Annotated in this window: 16 protein-coding genes; 3 read left to right on the top strand and 13 right to left on the bottom strand. The window is 38.4% G+C overall.

What is annotated here, in order from left to right; genetic code table 11:
• Positions 1 to 247: 247 nt before the first annotated feature.
• From opp4C to LIS78_RS03570, 8 genes are all read right to left on the bottom strand, one after another.
• On the bottom strand, positions 248 to 1,162 hold the full coding sequence (opp4C, locus tag LIS78_RS03605) for an oligopeptide ABC transporter permease (RefSeq protein ID WP_195781194.1): 915 nt from the start codon (positions 1,160 to 1,162) through the stop codon (positions 248 to 250).
• 11 nt (positions 1,163 to 1,173) lie between these two features.
• Entirely contained in the window at positions 1,174 to 2,139 is a 966-nt protein-coding gene (gene opp4B / locus LIS78_RS03600) for an oligopeptide ABC transporter permease (protein ID WP_252284654.1), read from the bottom strand.
• Positions 2,140 to 2,167: 28 nt separating this feature from the next.
• On the bottom strand, positions 2,168 to 3,904 hold the full coding sequence (gene opp4A, locus LIS78_RS03595; RefSeq protein WP_195781195.1) for an oligopeptide ABC transporter substrate-binding protein: 1,737 nt from the start codon (positions 3,902 to 3,904) through the stop codon (positions 2,168 to 2,170).
• Positions 3,905 to 3,947: 43 nt separating this feature from the next.
• Entirely contained in the window at positions 3,948 to 4,931 is a 984-nt protein-coding gene (locus LIS78_RS03590) for an ABC transporter ATP-binding protein (protein WP_014461591.1), read from the bottom strand.
• Complete coding sequence (locus LIS78_RS03585) at positions 4,931 to 5,953, bottom strand: ABC transporter ATP-binding protein (protein WP_252284653.1); 1,023 nt, start codon at positions 5,951 to 5,953, stop codon at positions 4,931 to 4,933. The genes LIS78_RS03590 and LIS78_RS03585 overlap by 1 nt, the downstream gene beginning before the upstream one ends.
• Before the next feature lie 226 nt (positions 5,954 to 6,179).
• On the bottom strand, positions 6,180 to 6,953 hold the full coding sequence (locus LIS78_RS03580; protein ID WP_060746425.1) for a DUF2268 domain-containing putative Zn-dependent protease: 774 nt from the start codon (positions 6,951 to 6,953) through the stop codon (positions 6,180 to 6,182).
• Between the two features lie 106 nt (positions 6,954 to 7,059).
• Positions 7,060 to 8,301, bottom strand: a complete 1,242-nt coding sequence (fabF, locus tag LIS78_RS03575; protein ID WP_013055405.1) for a beta-ketoacyl-ACP synthase II — start codon at positions 8,299 to 8,301, stop codon at positions 7,060 to 7,062.
• Between the two features lie 39 nt (positions 8,302 to 8,340).
• A complete protein-coding gene (locus tag LIS78_RS03570) occupies positions 8,341 to 9,279 on the bottom strand; it encodes a beta-ketoacyl-ACP synthase III (protein WP_013081747.1) in 939 nt (312 codons plus the stop codon).
• A 256-nt stretch (positions 9,280 to 9,535) separates the two neighbouring features.
• On the opposite strand from LIS78_RS03570, the gene LIS78_RS03565 reads away from it, so the two are divergent.
• On the top strand, positions 9,536 to 9,736 hold the full coding sequence (locus LIS78_RS03565) for a hypothetical protein (RefSeq protein WP_045291919.1): 201 nt from the start codon (positions 9,536 to 9,538) through the stop codon (positions 9,734 to 9,736).
• A 28-nt stretch (positions 9,737 to 9,764) separates the two neighbouring features.
• Here LIS78_RS03565 and LIS78_RS03560 read toward each other — a convergent pair whose 3' ends face one another.
• The 3 genes from LIS78_RS03560 to LIS78_RS03550 form a co-directional block, all read right to left on the bottom strand.
• Positions 9,765 to 9,959: a ComZ family protein gene (locus LIS78_RS03560; RefSeq protein WP_013081746.1), complete on the bottom strand. Its 195-nt coding sequence runs from the start codon at positions 9,957 to 9,959 to the stop codon at positions 9,765 to 9,767.
• A 77-nt stretch (positions 9,960 to 10,036) separates the two neighbouring features.
• A complete protein-coding gene (locus LIS78_RS03555; RefSeq protein WP_252284652.1) occupies positions 10,037 to 10,921 on the bottom strand; it encodes an NAD-dependent epimerase/dehydratase family protein in 885 nt (294 codons plus the stop codon).
• 182 nt (positions 10,922 to 11,103) lie between these two features.
• Positions 11,104 to 11,844, bottom strand: coding sequence for a hypothetical protein (locus tag LIS78_RS03550; RefSeq protein WP_013055401.1), 741 nt, complete (start codon positions 11,842 to 11,844; stop codon positions 11,104 to 11,106).
• A 209-nt stretch (positions 11,845 to 12,053) separates the two neighbouring features.
• On the opposite strand from LIS78_RS03550, the gene LIS78_RS03545 reads away from it, so the two are divergent.
• Complete coding sequence (locus LIS78_RS03545) at positions 12,054 to 12,242, top strand: YjzD family protein (RefSeq protein WP_013055400.1); 189 nt, start codon at positions 12,054 to 12,056, stop codon at positions 12,240 to 12,242.
• Between the two features lie 203 nt (positions 12,243 to 12,445).
• Positions 12,446 to 13,330 (top strand): NAD(P)-dependent oxidoreductase, encoded by an 885-nt coding sequence (locus LIS78_RS03540; RefSeq protein WP_195781198.1) that lies wholly within the window; start codon positions 12,446 to 12,448, stop codon positions 13,328 to 13,330.
• A 42-nt stretch (positions 13,331 to 13,372) separates the two neighbouring features.
• Here the strand turns inward: LIS78_RS03540 and galT are convergent, their stop codons facing one another.
• The gene (gene galT / locus LIS78_RS03535; RefSeq protein ID WP_195781199.1) at positions 13,373 to 14,896 is read right to left on the bottom strand and encodes a UDP-glucose--hexose-1-phosphate uridylyltransferase; all 1,524 of its coding nucleotides are present in this window, start codon (positions 14,894 to 14,896) and stop codon (positions 13,373 to 13,375) included.
• Between the two features lie 30 nt (positions 14,897 to 14,926).
• Positions 14,927 to 16,105, bottom strand: coding sequence for a galactokinase (locus LIS78_RS03530; protein ID WP_013055397.1), 1,179 nt, complete (start codon positions 16,103 to 16,105; stop codon positions 14,927 to 14,929).
• Between the last annotated feature and the right edge of the window lie 318 nt (positions 16,106 to 16,423).

Raw genomic sequence — 16,423 nt, 5'->3', positions numbered from 1 at the left:
GGAATTTTTATTCCAAATGATGTTATTTTTCTAAAAATTAATTGTAAAATACCTTCGTTTTTGGCTATTATTCAAATGCACTGATTTCGAAGCTCAGACATAACGCCAGTGCTAATGATTGCTAAAGGCTTCATGAACTATATCCACCCCTATAAGCAGAAAAAAATCCGCGTTTCTTCTATAGTAATAGGTTTGTCAGGAGGTCTGACAAACCTAAAAAAATCTATCACACTTTTGTGATAGATTTTTAACGAAGAGATTTTGGATTTAAAGCATCTTTTAATCCTTCACCAATGAAGTTGATAGCTAGGATCGTAAATGTAATAGCTAAACCTGGCGGAACCCACATCCAAGGCTTATTCTGCAGCACATCTGATTCCCTTGCTTCTGTCAGCATATTTCCCCAGCTCGGCGTATCAGCCGGCACGCCAAAACCGATAAAGCTAATCGCTGACTCAAACACAATAAGGATGGCCATCTGCAAACTGGCTTGAACCACAATCGTTGAAAACACATTTGGCAGCAAATGTTTAAAGATGATTTTAAACGGGCTGCAACCAATGGAAACAGCTGAAAGTACATATTCATTTTCTTTTTCAGCCAAAACTTTGCTTCGCACCAGCCGGGCCGTACTTCCCCAGCTTAAGAAACTAACAACTAGGATGAGCGTCCAAACGCCTGAGATCTTTCCAATTAGGATTGTATTTAACACTACAACGAAAACAATTAGCGGAAAGTTTAATACAAAGTCTGTAAAACGCATTAAGAATTGATCCACTTTGCCTCCGTAATAACCCGCAATCGAACCAATAAAAGTTCCGATTAAAATAACGAGTGTTGTACAGGCAACTCCAATCAGTAACGAAGTTCTTCCTCCATACAATGTACGTGCAAATACGTCTCGCCCATTTGTATCCGTTCCAAACCAATGCTCACTAGAAGGCGCTGCGTTCATCGCCATATAGTCGATACGTGTAATATCTGCTTTTGTAAGCAGCGGTGCAAAAATGGCAAGAAGCGTAATCACAATCATGAAAGTTAAACTTATCATGGCTAGTTTATTTTTAACAAACTTCTTTCGCGCAATCGCCCATGGAGAAAGGTTTTTAGGAGCTTTCATATTCACTTCTGGCTGTACATCTTTTTTCGTTACAATTTCCATACTTTCTCCTCCTAATCCAAACGAATACGCGGATCCGCTACGCCGTATAACAAATCAGCAACTAGATTCCCAACCAGTGTTAAAATTGAAAACAACATTGTAAGCGACATCATAACTGAGTAGTCACGAGTTGCTACAGAGTCAACAAACAACTTTCCGATTCCTGGATACGTAAAGATCGTCTCTGTAATGATAGAACCGCTAATGATTGTTACAAGATCAAACCCTAAAAACGTAATAAGCGGAATCATTGAGTTGCGTAAGATATGAACATTATAAATTTTAGATTCTTTTGTCCCTTTTGCTCTAGCTGTGCGTACAAAATCTTTGCGACTGTTTTCAATAATATCATTGCGCAAAAATTGGGTATACTGCGCGGTCGACATTAAGCCAAGAATCAGCGCGGGTAATATAACGTGATGAATTCTACTTTGAATAAATTCCCATGACCCCTCTATCAATCCTACTTCAACAGAACCGCTAAATGGAAACCAACCTAACTGAAAGGAAAATAAATAAATGCCTACGATCCCTGCGATAAACGATGGAACCGCTAATGCAAAATAATTATATCCTGCAATAAAGTTATCTGCTAAGGTATACGGTTTTCTTCCTGCATACATACCTAAAATAAATGCAAACACATACGTAATCAAAAGCGAAGTCAAAGCTAAAAAGATAGTATTAGGCATACGCTCTAAAATAATATCTAATGTCGGTAACTTATGAGTTGTTGACTTTCCTAAATCTCCTTGTGCCACTCCCTTTACCCAGTTCCAATATTGAACGTAGATAGGATCGTTATATCCTAGCTTATCACGCATTTCCTCAATGTATTTTGGATCTGTATTACTAGGGTTGATTTCTCCCCCAAAAGGGTCCCCTGGCATCATTTTTGCCAGGGAAAACACAACAAAGGAGATCAGAATCAACATTGGGATCATCCCTAAAATACGTCTTAGTGAGTATTGCAGCATCGTTGACTCTCCTTTACATGTAAAATACTTATTCCGTTACAGACCATTTCTCCGGATCTACAACTACCGTTGATGGATCTAGAGTTACGTTTTTCACACGCTTATTCACAGCATAAATATTGATATTTTCCCATAAAGGAAGTGCTGGCAGCTGCTCATTAAAGAATTTTTGCCATTTTACATATACATCTTTACGGTATTTATCATCAAATGATTTTTCACTCAAACCGTCTTTAAGCATTTCGTCAGATTCCTTATTTCCCCAACGTCCATAGTTCCATTCAGCATTAGAGCTCCATAATCCTGTAGGATCTGGATCTGAACCAGTGTCCCAAGAACCAAAGAACGCTTCTAACGCCTTATCGTCGTTATCTTTCATTTCATTGTACAAGTTAAATTCAACAAGTGAACCCGTTGCTAATTTTGTTTTAATACCAATATCATTCCATGCTTGCATAATAGCCTTCGCACGACCCTCGAAGTTGGCTGGACCAGCATAGTGACCGAATGAGATCGTAAGTGGTTTTCCATTTGGATCTTCTACAAAACCGTCATTATTCTTGTCTTTATAACCAGCTTCAGCTAATAATTTTTTAGCTTTTTCTGGACTATACTTGTACTTTGTTAAATCTTTTTGGTCAGCAGCAATCCAGAATACAGACGGAATAACTGTATTAGAAACAACCGCTTTGTCGTTCATAAATGCTTTTACCATTGCTTTTCTATCTATTGCATAAAGCAATGCTTGACGAAGTTTTAGATCTTTGAACTTTTCGTAATCATCTACGTTTTTACCGGCCTTTTGATCACGATGTCCAAATCGTAGACCAATATACGAATAACTAGTTGATTTCCCTTCCAAAAAGTCTAAGTTTTCTGCTTTTTCAACTTGCCCTAAATCAGCTGGACGAACATCCATAATGTCGACATCGCCTTTTTTCAATGCTCCGGCGGAAACAGATGGATCCAGTACTTTTACAACAACACCATCGAGATGAGGTTTACCTTTCCAATAATCATCATTACGCTCCATTTGGACATATTCACTTGCTACCACTTTTTTCACTTTAAACGGTCCAACACCAATAGGCTCTTTACGAACTTGTTTGGACTCTGCAAGATCTTTTACAGCAATTCCTTCATAGTACTTTTTCGGCATTGGATACGGCCATAGATTGTCTAAGTTATTTACACGAACTTCTTTAAACGTTACTTTAAATGTTTGCGGATCTACTACTTCAACTCCAGAAATAGAATCCGTTTTGCCGTCGTGATATTCTTGAGCGCCTTTAATATGCTCAACGTTTACATAGCGTGGACCTGTATAGTCTTTATCGGCAATCGTTTCATACGTATATTTAAAATCATCTGCAGTTAATGGATCTCCGTTATGCCACTTAATGCCCTTCTTTAATTTAAACGTGTAAGTTAGTTTATCACCACTCACGTCCCAAGTAGCTAAGTCAGATTTAATCTTTAATTTCTTATCATAAGTAAAGAGACCTTCATTGATAAATTCTAAGATTTGGCTATCATATGCACTACCATACAATGCGTACTCAAAAAGCCCTTCCGGCGCTCCGTCAATCCCATACGTAATCGTTCCGCCATCTTTTGGCTTGTCTGTTTTTGCACCTTCAGTTTTTGTTTCTCCGCCTTCTTTACTAGAAGATGAAGAACTGCTTCCACCGCTGCATGCCGCTAGAATAAGCGATAGCACAAGCAAAATGGAAACAAGTGATAAAAACGATTTCTTTTTCATCATGACGTTCCCCCTATTTAACTAATAATCTGTTCGTATGTAGCTTTTACGAGTTATATAAATGGCAAGCTACTTGATGGCCAGATCTCACCTCCTTTAAGGCAGGTTTCGTTTGGCTGCACTCTGCCATTGCATGTATACAGCGAGGATGAAACGCACAGCCTTTTGGCGGATCAATTGGACTTGGCACATCTCCCTGTAAAATAATACGCTGTTTTTTCTTTCGTGGATCTGGTTCAGGTATAGCCGATACAAGCGCTTGCGTATAAGGATGCAATGGCTCTGCGTATAGACTTTTCTTATCAGCAATTTCCACTAAACCGCCTAGGTACATAACACCGATACGGTCACTCATATGTTTAACAACACTCAAATCATGGGCAATAAATAAAAAGGTTAGGTCGAATTCTTGTTGAAGTTCTTTAAGAAGGTTTAAAACTTGTGATTGGACAGAAACGTCAAGTGCCGATACCGGTTCATCAGCAATAATAAGTTTTGGACGAAGTGCAAGTGCACGTGCAATTCCAATACGCTGACGCTGTCCACCGGAAAATTCGTGAGGATATTTATAGTATGCATCTTCCGGTAACCCTACTTTTGTAAGTAGATTCATAACTTCTGATTTTAATTGATTGGTTGATTTTCCTGTAAAATTCCGAATTGGTTCAGAAATAACATCTCCAACCATTTGCATTGGATTGAGGGAAGCATAGGGATCTTGAAAAACCATTTGGAAATCTTGTCTAATTTTACGGAGAGAAGTTCCTTTTACTTCTGTGATATCTTTACCATCGAAAATAATTTTTCCGCTAGTTGGTTCCAACAGTCTTAGAATCGTTCTTCCTGCCGTGGATTTTCCACAGCCAGATTCTCCTACTAGACCGAGTGTTTCTCCTTTTCGAATAGCAAAAGAAATACCGTCAACTGCTTTTACATCACCAATTTTCTTTCGAAAAAATCCGCCGTGAATAGGATAGTAGGTTTTTAAATGCTGAACTTCTAGCAATACATCTTTCACCGCTTTAGTCATTAGCTTGTCTTCACTCCTTTTGACGGATAGCTATTTTTATACAGCAGGCATGCGACCTCATGCCCCTTTGACTCCTGGCGAAGAACAGGCGTAACGGAACTGCAGTCTTCCATTGCATGAGGACATCGGTTAACGAAACGACAGCCTGTCCGCGGCATGTTTACAAGAGAAGGCACAATTCCTTTGATCGTATTTAATACTTCTACATCATCTTCCATGCGTGGAATTGAGTGAAGAAGCGCTTTCGTGTACGGATGTTTTGGGGCATAAAATAACGTATCAACATCTGTATGCTCAACAATTTTTCCGCCATACATGACAATCACTTCGTCACACATCTCAGCAACTACTCCTAAATCATGTGTAATCATAATAATAGACATATCATTGCTTTCTTGAATTTCTTTTAGCAATTCTAAAATTTGAGCTTGAACCGTAACATCTAGGGCCGTTGTCGGCTCATCAGCAATTAAAAGTTTAGGCTGACAAGCTACCGCTATGGCAATCATGACACGCTGCCTCATTCCTCCTGACAGCTGATGCGGATATTCATCGATGAGCTTTTCGGATCTCGAAATACCAACGCCTTTTAAAAGCGCAATGCTTTTTTCACGCGCTTCCGCTTTCGATATATTCATATGGTTAAACAATACTTCCTGCAGCTGATACCCAATGGTTAACACAGGATTAAGGGATGTCATCGGTTCTTGGAAAATCATTGAGATGTCTTTCCCCCGAACATCATTCATCTCATCTTCTGATAAGTGCGTAAGATTCTTTCCGTTAAATAAAACGCTTCCGCTTCTAATTTGACTATTTACTTTAGGTAATAGCCCAATAACGGATAAAGACAATACGCTTTTTCCACAGCCAGATTCTCCTACAACTCCTACAATTCGCTTTCGTCCGACTTGAAACGACACGTCGTCCACAGCATTATGCCAGGAATCATTAATGGAAAAAGCAGTTTGTAAATTTTTCACTTCTAATAAAGGTGTTGATTCGACGGGCTTTTTATCCATTTATAGTGCACACCTCATTTTTCTAAAAATTGTTATATTTGAATAAGATATTATTACAATTTAATTACAAAATCAATATATTTTGAAAATTAATTATATTTTTTATTTTTAAAATAATGATTTCTGAATATCTCTTCGGCACTTTAACGCATAAACATCCTAATTTTTTGTTGAAAATAGGATAAAATTTACTATTTTCAACTTTAGGTATATAGAACTTGTTTTTTTACAGTTGGAACGCAGATTTTTTTAAGATAGTATTGGTGCTAAGAGGAAGCAGCTCGGTAGTTGTTAAAGTGTGAGGCTTCATACATGAAGTAACAAGATGATAACCAATATTGTAGCCCATCATTTCTGGATACCAATTTTGGCCAAATAACAGTTGATCATATTTCTTTTCGTCAGCGCGCAGATTGTAATAAGGTTTAACATGCTTTTCCCACATTTTTTTAGCTTCTTCAATGGTATAATAATTTGTCCAAGGAGCTAAATATTTTTTACCACAATACTCCTCTACAGCTCTTTCAGCTAACCCCTCCATCATCATAGCGTCTAACAAAGTAATCGTCTCATCAGATTTATTAATGGCTTTTAGCCTGCAAACGTGATGGTATTCATGGGTAAGTACCGCTAACATTTCTTCATCGGATGTATGACTTGTCATAAACACAAATAATTTATCGGTAAAAGCGACACCTGCTCTTCCGTTAAATTCACGCTGCATTTTTCGATTTCTAGGATTGCTTGGAAGCACTAGCACCGCTACATCCGGCCCATTCCATGCTTTTTTAAGCTTCTCGTAATGTGCTTTAACTTTCTTCCAAACCTGTCTTTTCTTCATTTCTTCTAATTCTTTTATAAACATTAAAGAAGGCGGACACATTCCATAGTTAAAAAGTAATTCCATATATTCTTTTTCTTTTAATTTCTTAAAATAGCGCGCAAGATAACGGCTTATTTCTTTCGGCTCCGTCCAAGTAGAAGTTGAAACAATCGGCATGTTTTCCCCTCACTTTCTTCATCCTTTTGTTTCATGATATGTTCACAGCTACTCTTTTGGTTATTAAAAATAAAAAAAATTCTAGGCATCAGCCTAGAATTTTTCATTATGCTTCGTATTTTTTAAAGATGATTGTTGCATTGTGACCGCCAAATCCAAGTGAGTTGCTTAGCACCGCTTTTACTTCTTGCTTGCGTGCTTTGTTTGGAATGTAGTCTAAGTCGCACTCTTCATCAGGTGTTTGATAGTTAATTGTTGGAGGAAGAATACCGTCTTGAATTGCCTTCACACTAAAAATAGCTTCCACTCCGCCAGCAGCTCCTAACAAGTGGCCAGTCATTGACTTTGTTGAACTAATTGCTACTTTTTGAGCGTGATCACCAAATACTTCTTTAATAGCCATTGTTTCAAATTTATCATTGTAGCCTGTACTTGTACCGTGAGCATTGATGTAATCAATATCACTTGGCTGTAGGCCTGCATCTTCAATCGCATGGCGCATTGCACGAACGCCGCCTTCTCCTCCTGGAGCTGGCGCTGTGATATGATGAGCATCTCCTGTTGAACCATAGCCCACAATTTCAGCATAAATACGTGCGCCGCGCGCTAGTGCATGTTCAAGCTCTTCAAGCACAATAACACCCGCACCTTCTCCCATAACGAAGCCGTCACGGTCTTTATCAAACGGACGAGATGCCGTTGCAGGATCTGGATTTGTAGAAAGTGCTTTATTCGCACAGAAACCAGCAATAGATAAACGCGTGATTGGCGCTTCCGTACCGCCCGTCACCATCACGTCTGCATCTCCGCGTTGAATTACTTTAAACGCATCACCAATAGAGTTTGTACCTGTTGCACATGCCGTTACCGTACAAGAATTCACGCCTTTCGCCCCTAAAGCAATAGAAACTTGTCCTGTTGCCATATCAGGAATCATCATCGGAATGAAGAATGGACTTACACGGCGGGCACCTTTTTCTAATAACGTTGAATATTGGTTTTCAAACGTTTCCATACCGCCAATTCCAGAACCAATCCAAACGCCGACGTTTGGAGCAATTTCTTCTGTAATAGTCAAATCTGCATCTTTAACAGCCGCCAATGCAGCTACCATCGCATATTGAGTAAAGCGATCCATCTTACGAGCCTCTTTGCGGTCAATAAAATCTTCCACGTTAAAATCTTTTACTTCAGCCGCTACTTTAGCCGGGAATTCATCTGCATCTAGCCTTGTTAAAGGACCAACGCCAGACACGCCTGCTACTGCGTTTTTCCAAGCTGTTTCTACGTCATTTCCAATTGGTGTAAGCCCACCAAGTCCTGTTACAACTACACGTTTTTTATTCATCGTACATTCATCTCCTTCAGTTGCTTTAAAAATGTAGTGTTATTTTCCCCATCTAATAGCAATAGCTCCCCATGTTAAGCCGCCTCCGAAGCCAACCATTACAATTAAATCATCATCTTGAATTTTCCCTGCTTCAAGCTCATGAACAATTGAAATTGGAATCGATGCTGCTGATGTATTGCCGTAGTATTGGATTGTTTTCGACATTTTTTCTTCAGGCAAGTCTAATCGCTGTCTTGCAGCTTCCATAATACGAATATTCGCTTGATGAGGTACAAGAAAATCAACATCCTCTTTTGTTAAACCTGCTTTTTCAATTACATTAACAGCAGATTCCCCCATTTGTCGAACAGCAAACTTAAATACTTCACGTCCGTTCATGACAATATGATCAAGCTCGTTTTGATACAAGTGCTTGCCTCCCGTACCGTCGGACCCTAGTTCAAAGGATAAAATACCTCGTCCTTCTGATACAGGTCCCATTACAACTGCACCTGCTCCGTCTCCGAATAAAACAGCCGTGTTACGGTCGTCCCAATCTGTAATCTTAGAAAGCTTTTCTACACCGACCACTAATATATGCTTGTAAGCATTGGTTTCAATAAATTGCTTAGCTGTAATCATGCCGTACATAAATCCTGCACATGCGGCACTCACATCGTAAGAAGCTGCTTTTTTTGCTCCCAATTTTTCTTGTAGCATACATGATACTGTAGGAAACGGTTGATCTGGCGTTACCGTAGCAACAATGATCATGTCAATATCTTCTGCCTCGACGTTAGCTTTATGTAAAGCTTCAACTGCTGCTTTATAAGCTAAATCAGATGTGTCCTCGTTATCGGCTGCAATTCGGCGCTCTTGAATACCTGTGCGCGTACGAATCCACTCATCTGATGTATCCATTACTTTTTCAAGATCTAAATTTGTTACAACTTTCTCTGGTACATAACGTCCAATTCCTAGAACACCAGCGTTCATATCAACCTCTCCTTTAAATAAAAGGCTTATATTCCTATAAAACCTATATCCGTCATTTCATTTATCGATTATATAATCAATTATTATGAGTTGGTACTAATTTTACTTCATTTTTTATTTTTTGTCTATATAGGTGTTCGTCCTACTCAGGTATCTATCATGCTACATATAGTAATCATACGGGACCCTCTTACTCTAGTATGGGACATTAGGTAAGAACTTACCCACCATTAAAATAGTGAAAGGAATGAGTATCATGGCAAGAAGACAAAGAAATGAAGCTTTTTCTGATTTTATGTTTGGAGCTGGGCGCAGAAAATCAAGAGAAGAAAGAGAGCGAGAGGAGTGGGAAAGATTATTTAAACAAATCGATGAAATTGTACTCGCCGTCGAAGAACTAGCTCCTCTTCTTAAACAGTTTGCCCCTTTAGTCGATTTATTTTCCAAACAAAAATAACAGCTCGGATTCTACCGAGCTGTTTTCTTTAGTTGTTTTCATTTTCGGCTAATGCATCTTGCTTGCCAAGCTCATAGGCGTCGTTCATTACTTTTGTTAGTAATGTCAATACCGGCTGTACGTGTTCCATTGATAGCTCAACGCCTGTTTCATCTAAGATCTGCTTTGCTTCTGGCAAGTACTTCATTGCAATTTGCATGAATTGCATATTTTGCTCTTCCATAGTGAAATCTCCTTTATTAAAAACATTTATTCTTCCTTATATTAGCGAATCTATTCTATAAGTACAACTTTCTCCTTTTAATGAAGAGGTAAAAAGAATGTTCTCATATGTTTTTTTTGCAGATAAATGCCTTCTTTAGCCGTTACTCTTGAAGAAAAATGCAGCAGTTCTTTCGCTTTCCTGCTGATTTCATATTTTTCTTGAGCCGCTTCTTCCTTCACCTCCATATGAGTAATGTTTGCTCCTGCGCTCCAAGGCTGTAACTTTTCTTCAACTAAATGAACCACTTCATATGAATATGCAGCAGTTTTACAGCGTCTAAGTGCACTGACGGCATCTTCAATATAAATAATAAAATCCGTGCCTTCCATAATGTTAAAAGCCTCTTCGTACCCGGCAATATTTTTAGAATAGCACATTGACAAAGGCTGCCAAGGTCCGTAAAGAGTCGGCGTTCTGACAATTATAATGGGCCATCCATCATCTTTATATTTTTCTACCATTCGCTCAAAATGAACGTATAGCCTTCCTTCACTACTGTCCGGTTCTGGAATCGTTGTTTCTTCAATCTTTCGCTGCTGGTCTCCAAATACGCGCATGGTAGAAACAAACACAAATCGAATGTTGAATTGACGGCATTTGTTAAGCGCTTGAATGAGCACTTGCTGCGCTTTTTGCATTTCCTGTCTTAAAAAATCAGGATGATAAAAATCTCCTCCATCGAAATACGTGAAGTAGACAATATCCGTTTCTGAGGTAATCATATCTAATGAATCTCCTACTTCAGTTGATACATAATTAGCGTTTCGCCCTAAGAAAAATTTCATCTCTTCCTGCAAATCATCTTCTTCTTTATGAGCAGAATGTGTATATCCTTTTACTTCTGTACCTTCGTCTAAAAAAGCCATACATAAATGAAAACCAATAAAGCGGTTTGCCCCTATTACTACTACATTTCCCATATCGCTTCCTCCAATTCTTCATTCATCATTTATTCAACAAAAAGCTTAAAGCCCTATAGTTATAGAGCGTACTCATTCCTTATTTCAAAGAAGTTCATCTGTGAAAGCATCATCAACTCTTTTTTTCCTTTTATCTCTTATATAAAAAGCCCCTATGATATGTATAATCATAGAAGCTTTGCTTATAACACTTTTTCATGCTGTTTATAAAATTGGAGAAGGGACCGTTCAAACAAATAGTTTTTTTCCGGTAAATAAAGTGAAAGCATAATCGGAGAGTGAAGTTCTTCACGATGTAGTTCATATTTTTTACTGTGTGCAATTGGATAATGAGTAGAGGCATTAGGCGCGGTCCATATCTTCACGGGCAGCGTTGATTTTAATTCTGTAACAGAAGGGTACTCCTTAATTAGCTTTGATACTTGCTTCCGCTCCACTTTATAAGCTTGAGTCAAGTCCTTCGTGAATTGTTTATAAAAGAATTTATTGTTTTTTTCATGTTCTGCATGCGTATGAAGATCAATACATGGATTTAGTAAACCAGCTGATCGAATGAACGTATTCCCGTCGTTTTCCATTAGCTGCAGCGCTAACAGAGCCCCCATTCCTTCAGCTAAAATATGAATTCGTTTATTTAAAATTTCTTGTTTCATTACTAAATGATAAAGTTGTTTTGCAAGGTGATATGCTTCAGGAGACCCCCAATGCCGGCCATATAAATTGGAATAAAATACTGTGTATCCTTCATCTTGTAAACATTGCAACAGCTGTGACCTTCCGCCGTGCTGAATCCATAAGCTAGTTGAACTTTCAACAAAATGATCTTTATCACCCAATACTAACACACCGAAACCATTCGGTCGTTCAGGGACATGTACGACATTCCATTGCGTATCTAAGCTAAAAAAGCGTCGATGTATCATAGCTCTTCCTCCGTAACTTACTAGTTGTTCCATACAGTGTATGATAGAACCATCAAAAAGCGCACTAGAATAATGCCTATTTCTGACTTATTGCTCTTTTGTTTCTATATGGGAACACGCCCTTTATTTATTCATAAAAAATTCAATTTCTTATTTGACTGCTATATGCTAAAATGAAATCAAACTGTACTGTAAACGAGGTGAATAGAATGCGTGTCGTAATGGCTTTTGTTTGGGGCTTTTTACTAATGAATATGGCAGTGTACGTAATCTCTGCAATGACGGGCGGTACTTACAGTTTCGCAACCGCTTCCATCCTTGGAGTAGTTTTCACGCTAGTTGTAATTTTGATTGGAGAACTGGGTGTACCGAATAAACCAGCAAATAATCACCACTAAAAAGTGTTGGCTGTAAAGCCAGCGCTTTTTTTATCTTTTGGCATAGGCTCTTCTCAGTACTTTCTTTCCTTACCTCGTATTCAAGACACAGGACTGAGAGTACTTTTCTATATTTATATATAGTCGGAATCATTGATTATCCCAAACTTTAACTATATAATTTTAGAATAATCAAACTATTAACTTTAGGAGTGAATACTGCTGTGACTAAAGAAAAAATTGGTTTTATCGGAACAGGCGTTATGGGTCAAAGCATGGCCGGGCATTTAATTGACGCAGGATATGAAGTCCTTGTTTATACACGAACAAAAAATCGTGCTCAAGCACTACTTGAAAAAGGGGCCAAATGGAAAGAAACCGTTCCAGAAGTGGCCGAACAATCTGATGTTATTATCACCATGGTAGGCTACCCTCACGATGTAAAAGAGATTTATTTAGGAAAAGACGGCATTATACATAATGCAAAGAAAGGCTGCTATACAATTGATATGACGACATCGAGCCCTATACTTGCTCGTGAGATTTATCAAGCAGCAAAAGAGAAGCACATTCATGCGCTTGACGCTCCTGTTTCAGGAGGAGATATTGGGGCTCAGAAAGCAACCTTAGCGATTATGGTAGGAGGCGATTCTGAAGCATTCTCTGCCGTTACACCTATACTAAAAAAAATGGGGACAAATATCGTTCTTCAAGGAAGCGCTGGTGCTGGTCAACATACAAAAATGTGCAATCAAATTGCTATTGCCTCTAATATGATGGGTGTATGCGAAGCTATACTTTATGCTGAAAAAGCCGGATTAGATCCGAATACCGTTCTAAAAAGTATTGAAACAGGCGCAGCGGGAAGCTGGTCGTTAAGTAATTTAGCTCCTCGCATGATTAAAGGAGACTTCGAACCAGGTTTTTATATTAAACACTTCATTAAAGATATGAAGATTGCCATTGAATCAGCTGAAGAAATGGAGCTGTATACACCAGGGCTAAAATTAGCAAAATCGCTTTATGAACAGCTCGAAAAACAAGGCGATGATAATAAAGGAACACAGGCTCTGTATATCCTTTTGAAACAGCATGCCCTAACTGTATAAAAACAGGCAGCTCATTACGAGCTGCCTGTTTTTATTAATGATTTACGCTTCATTTAACGAATTCATAAAACGACTGAATGCGAGCTGCCCTTCAGTATTTTGTTTAAACACACCTGCATGTTCTAAAATAGTTGCAAAGACCAAACCGAGCTCTTGTTGGAGAATGCTTTGGACATTTTCCGCTTCAATATGTGGATATTTTTTCTTGATTTGTTCGGCCCACTTCACGTGTTTTTTCACTTGATCATGTCTGCTGGCTAACTCGCTCAGGTTATTCTGAACTAACCCTTTGGACACTAGACTCATTTCGTCTTTCAAACGACCAGGTAAAACCGCAAGCCCCATTACTTCGATTAAACCTATGTTCTCTTTTTTTATATGATGAACTTCTGCATGCGGATGATAAATGCCATCTGGATGTTTGCCGTTTGTTCGATTGTTTCGCAGTACTAAATCTAATTCATACAAATCTCCTCTTTTTCGAGCAATAGGCGTGACCGTGTTGTGAGGAGTTTGATCTGTAAAAGCTAAAATATCAGCACTTTGATCACTATATGATTTCCATTTCTTCAAAATGAAATCCGCTGCTTCCACTAATGGTGCAAGGCGCGAACTTTGAAGACGAACGACCGACATCGGCCAATGAACAATTCCAGCTTTCACGTCTGGATATGCTTTAAGAGAGAACAATTTATTTATTTTTGCTTTAGCCATAGGAAAATCATGATAGCCGCCTTGAAAGTGGTCATGAGTTAAAATAGATCCTCCTACGATGGGTAGATCTGCATTTGATCCTAAAAAATAATGTGGAAATTGTTCAACGAAGGCAAGCAGCCGCTTAAACGTTTGCTTTGAAATATGCATGGGTGTATGTTCACTCGCAAAAACAATGGCATGTTCATTATAATAAACATAAGGTGAAAACTGCATGTACCACAGCTCTTCCTGCAATTCCACAGGAATAATTCTGTGATTTTGACGAGCTGGGTGGTTAATGCGACCTGCATAACCAGCATTTTCTTTACAGAGAAGGCACAGCGGATAGTTGCTTTCCTTCAATGATTTGCTTGCTGCAATTGCTTTTGGATCTTTTTCCGGCTTTGATAAGTTGATGGTAATTTCAAGTTCTCCAAAGTCAGTGTTTGTTACCCATCTTTCGTTTTTAGCAATTCGATCTCTGCGAATATAGTGAATGTCTTTTGACAGCTTATAATAATAGCTTGTGGCTTTTTGAGGGCTTTGCTGATAGTGATCATAAAATGTCCGATTAACCTCTGAAGGCATGCTTGCAAAGCATCCCATTATTTCGGTATCGAATAAATCTCTATACGTGATAGAATTCTCGGCGATTCGATTGTTTTCTGCAGCCCAATCAAGCATGTTGTCTAAAATAGCAGCTGGATGTTCCAGACGTTCTTCTTTGACTTCTACCATAATACATTCGTCGAGCCTTAACACTTCCAGCAGTTTATTTCTCACCACATCTATATCCCATTTTGTTAATAGATTCTTTTGTAAACCATATTGAATAAGTCGGGTGATTTCTTCATGAATGTTGACTGACATACACTCGTTCCTTTCTCTATCTGTTTTCTCTTATACTGCTTCTAATGTGAGTTCACGCGCTCCTTCTCCAACCGTAACCACATAAAATTCAGCTTCTAAACTCGTTTTCTCATAATAGGTATTCCTTACTTTTTCAACAAACCTATCAACCTGCGCTTTTTGTACGATGCTAATTGTACAGCCGCCAAAGCCTGCACCCGTCATGCGTGATCCAATCACACCTTCTTGCAGCCAAGCTGCTTCTACAAGAGCATCTAGTTCTTTCCCACTTACTTCATAGTCATCTCGCAGTGAGCAGTGCGATTCATTCATCAATTGACCAAACCCTTTTAAATCACCGTTTTGCAATTTAGCAACCGCTTCTTTTGTGCGTTCATTTTCATATACCGCATGTTTAGCGCGCTTACAATCTACTTCGTTTTGTATCAAAGATTTGTGCTTTTCAAATTGCTCTTTGGTTAAATCACCAAGCGAATTAATGGAAAGTGAAGTTTGCAAATCTGACAGCGCTCTTTCACACTCCATTCGGCGTTCATTATATTTTGAGTCTGCCAGCCCTCTTCGCTTATTTGTATTAGAAATAACGAGCACAGCATCTGTTAATTGCAGCGGGCTATACTGGTATTCAAGAGTTTGACAGTTTAACAATACGGCTTGATTTTCCTTTCCCATTCCAATTGCAAACTGATCCATAATCCCGCAGCTTACGCCGATAAATTCATTTTCAGCTTGCTGCGCCATTTTTACAAGGTCCATCATATCAATATTCAATTCAAGAATTTTATTTAAAAGTACGCATGTGACTAACTCAATTGATGCCGACGATGAAAGCCCTGCTCCGTTAGGAATGTTGCCAAAAAACAAGATATCAAAACCAAAAGGAAGATCATATCCGTGCTTTTTAAAGGTGTCCATTACTCCTTTTGGATAATTAGCCCAATCATCCTCGGTTTTGTACGTTAATTGCTCTAAAGAAGATTCAATAACGCCTGCTTCAGAGAAGTTTTTAGAGTACATACGTATTTTTCGATCATGACGTTTTTGTACTACCGCATACGTTCCTATACTCAATGAACAAGGAAAAACATGCCCTCCGTTATAATCAGTATGTTCTCCAATTAAATTGACACGTCCTGGCGCAAAAAAGCAGCGAATAGCTTCTGACGAATGAAATATTTGTTTGAACTCTTCGATTAATTTTTCCAGCATTTATTATCACCTATTTTAAGTAGTTTTTTGGAAACGGATTCATATGTACATTGTAAAGTCCAATTTCCCTTGCCTCAATGGTAAAATTACTATCAATAATCGGTACTTTTTTGCTTATCACTTTAAAAATGATTCTTTTGAATTGACGATGAACTACTCTTGCGCCAAAAGGGTGTTATCTTCATGTGAGCCGTGACTTGCAAATTATAAGAAAATAATAGATCTAGAGACATTCCCTAAAAATAATCACGATATTTTCAAAAAATTATAGAAAAATGAAAGCGATTACGTTAAAGTAAGAATTAAGTACTACTTTAT

Origin of the sequence: Priestia megaterium (assembly GCF_023824195.1) — a bacterium.
In the GTDB taxonomy this organism is placed as follows: Bacteria; Bacillota; Bacilli; order Bacillales; family Bacillaceae_H; genus Priestia; species Priestia megaterium_D.
This window is presented reverse-complemented; position numbering and strand designations above follow the sequence as displayed.

Bases quoted from the DNA above. Each gene is read 5' to 3' on its own strand.
- opp4C (WP_195781194.1), bottom strand. From the start codon at position 1,162: ATGGAAATTGTAACGAAAAAAGATGTACAGCCAGAAGTGAATATGAAA.
- opp4B (WP_252284654.1), bottom strand. From the start codon at position 2,139: ATGCTGCAATACTCACTAAGACGTATTTTAGGGATGATCCCAATGTTG.
- opp4A (WP_195781195.1), bottom strand. From the start codon at position 3,904: ATGATGAAAAAGAAATCGTTTTTATCACTTGTTTCCATTTTGCTTGTG.
- LIS78_RS03590 (WP_014461591.1), bottom strand. From the start codon at position 4,931: ATGACTAAAGCGGTGAAAGATGTATTGCTAGAAGTTCAGCATTTAAAA.
- LIS78_RS03585 (WP_252284653.1), bottom strand. From the start codon at position 5,953: ATGGATAAAAAGCCCGTCGAATCAACACCTTTATTAGAAGTGAAAAAT.
- LIS78_RS03580 (WP_060746425.1), bottom strand. From the start codon at position 6,953: ATGCCGATTGTTTCAACTTCTACTTGGACGGAGCCGAAAGAAATAAGC.
- fabF (WP_013055405.1), bottom strand. From the start codon at position 8,301: ATGAATAAAAAACGTGTAGTTGTAACAGGACTTGGTGGGCTTACACCA.
- LIS78_RS03570 (WP_013081747.1), bottom strand. From the start codon at position 9,279: ATGAACGCTGGTGTTCTAGGAATTGGACGTTATGTACCAGAGAAAGTT.
- LIS78_RS03565 (WP_045291919.1), top strand. From the start codon at position 9,536: ATGGCAAGAAGACAAAGAAATGAAGCTTTTTCTGATTTTATGTTTGGA.
- LIS78_RS03560 (WP_013081746.1), bottom strand. From the start codon at position 9,959: ATGGAAGAGCAAAATATGCAATTCATGCAAATTGCAATGAAGTACTTG.
- LIS78_RS03555 (WP_252284652.1), bottom strand. From the start codon at position 10,921: ATGGGAAATGTAGTAGTAATAGGGGCAAACCGCTTTATTGGTTTTCAT.
- LIS78_RS03550 (WP_013055401.1), bottom strand. From the start codon at position 11,844: ATGATACATCGACGCTTTTTTAGCTTAGATACGCAATGGAATGTCGTA.
- LIS78_RS03545 (WP_013055400.1), top strand. From the start codon at position 12,054: ATGCGTGTCGTAATGGCTTTTGTTTGGGGCTTTTTACTAATGAATATG.
- galT (WP_195781199.1), bottom strand. From the start codon at position 14,896: ATGTCAGTCAACATTCATGAAGAAATCACCCGACTTATTCAATATGGT.
- LIS78_RS03530 (WP_013055397.1), bottom strand. From the start codon at position 16,105: ATGCTGGAAAAATTAATCGAAGAGTTCAAACAAATATTTCATTCGTCA.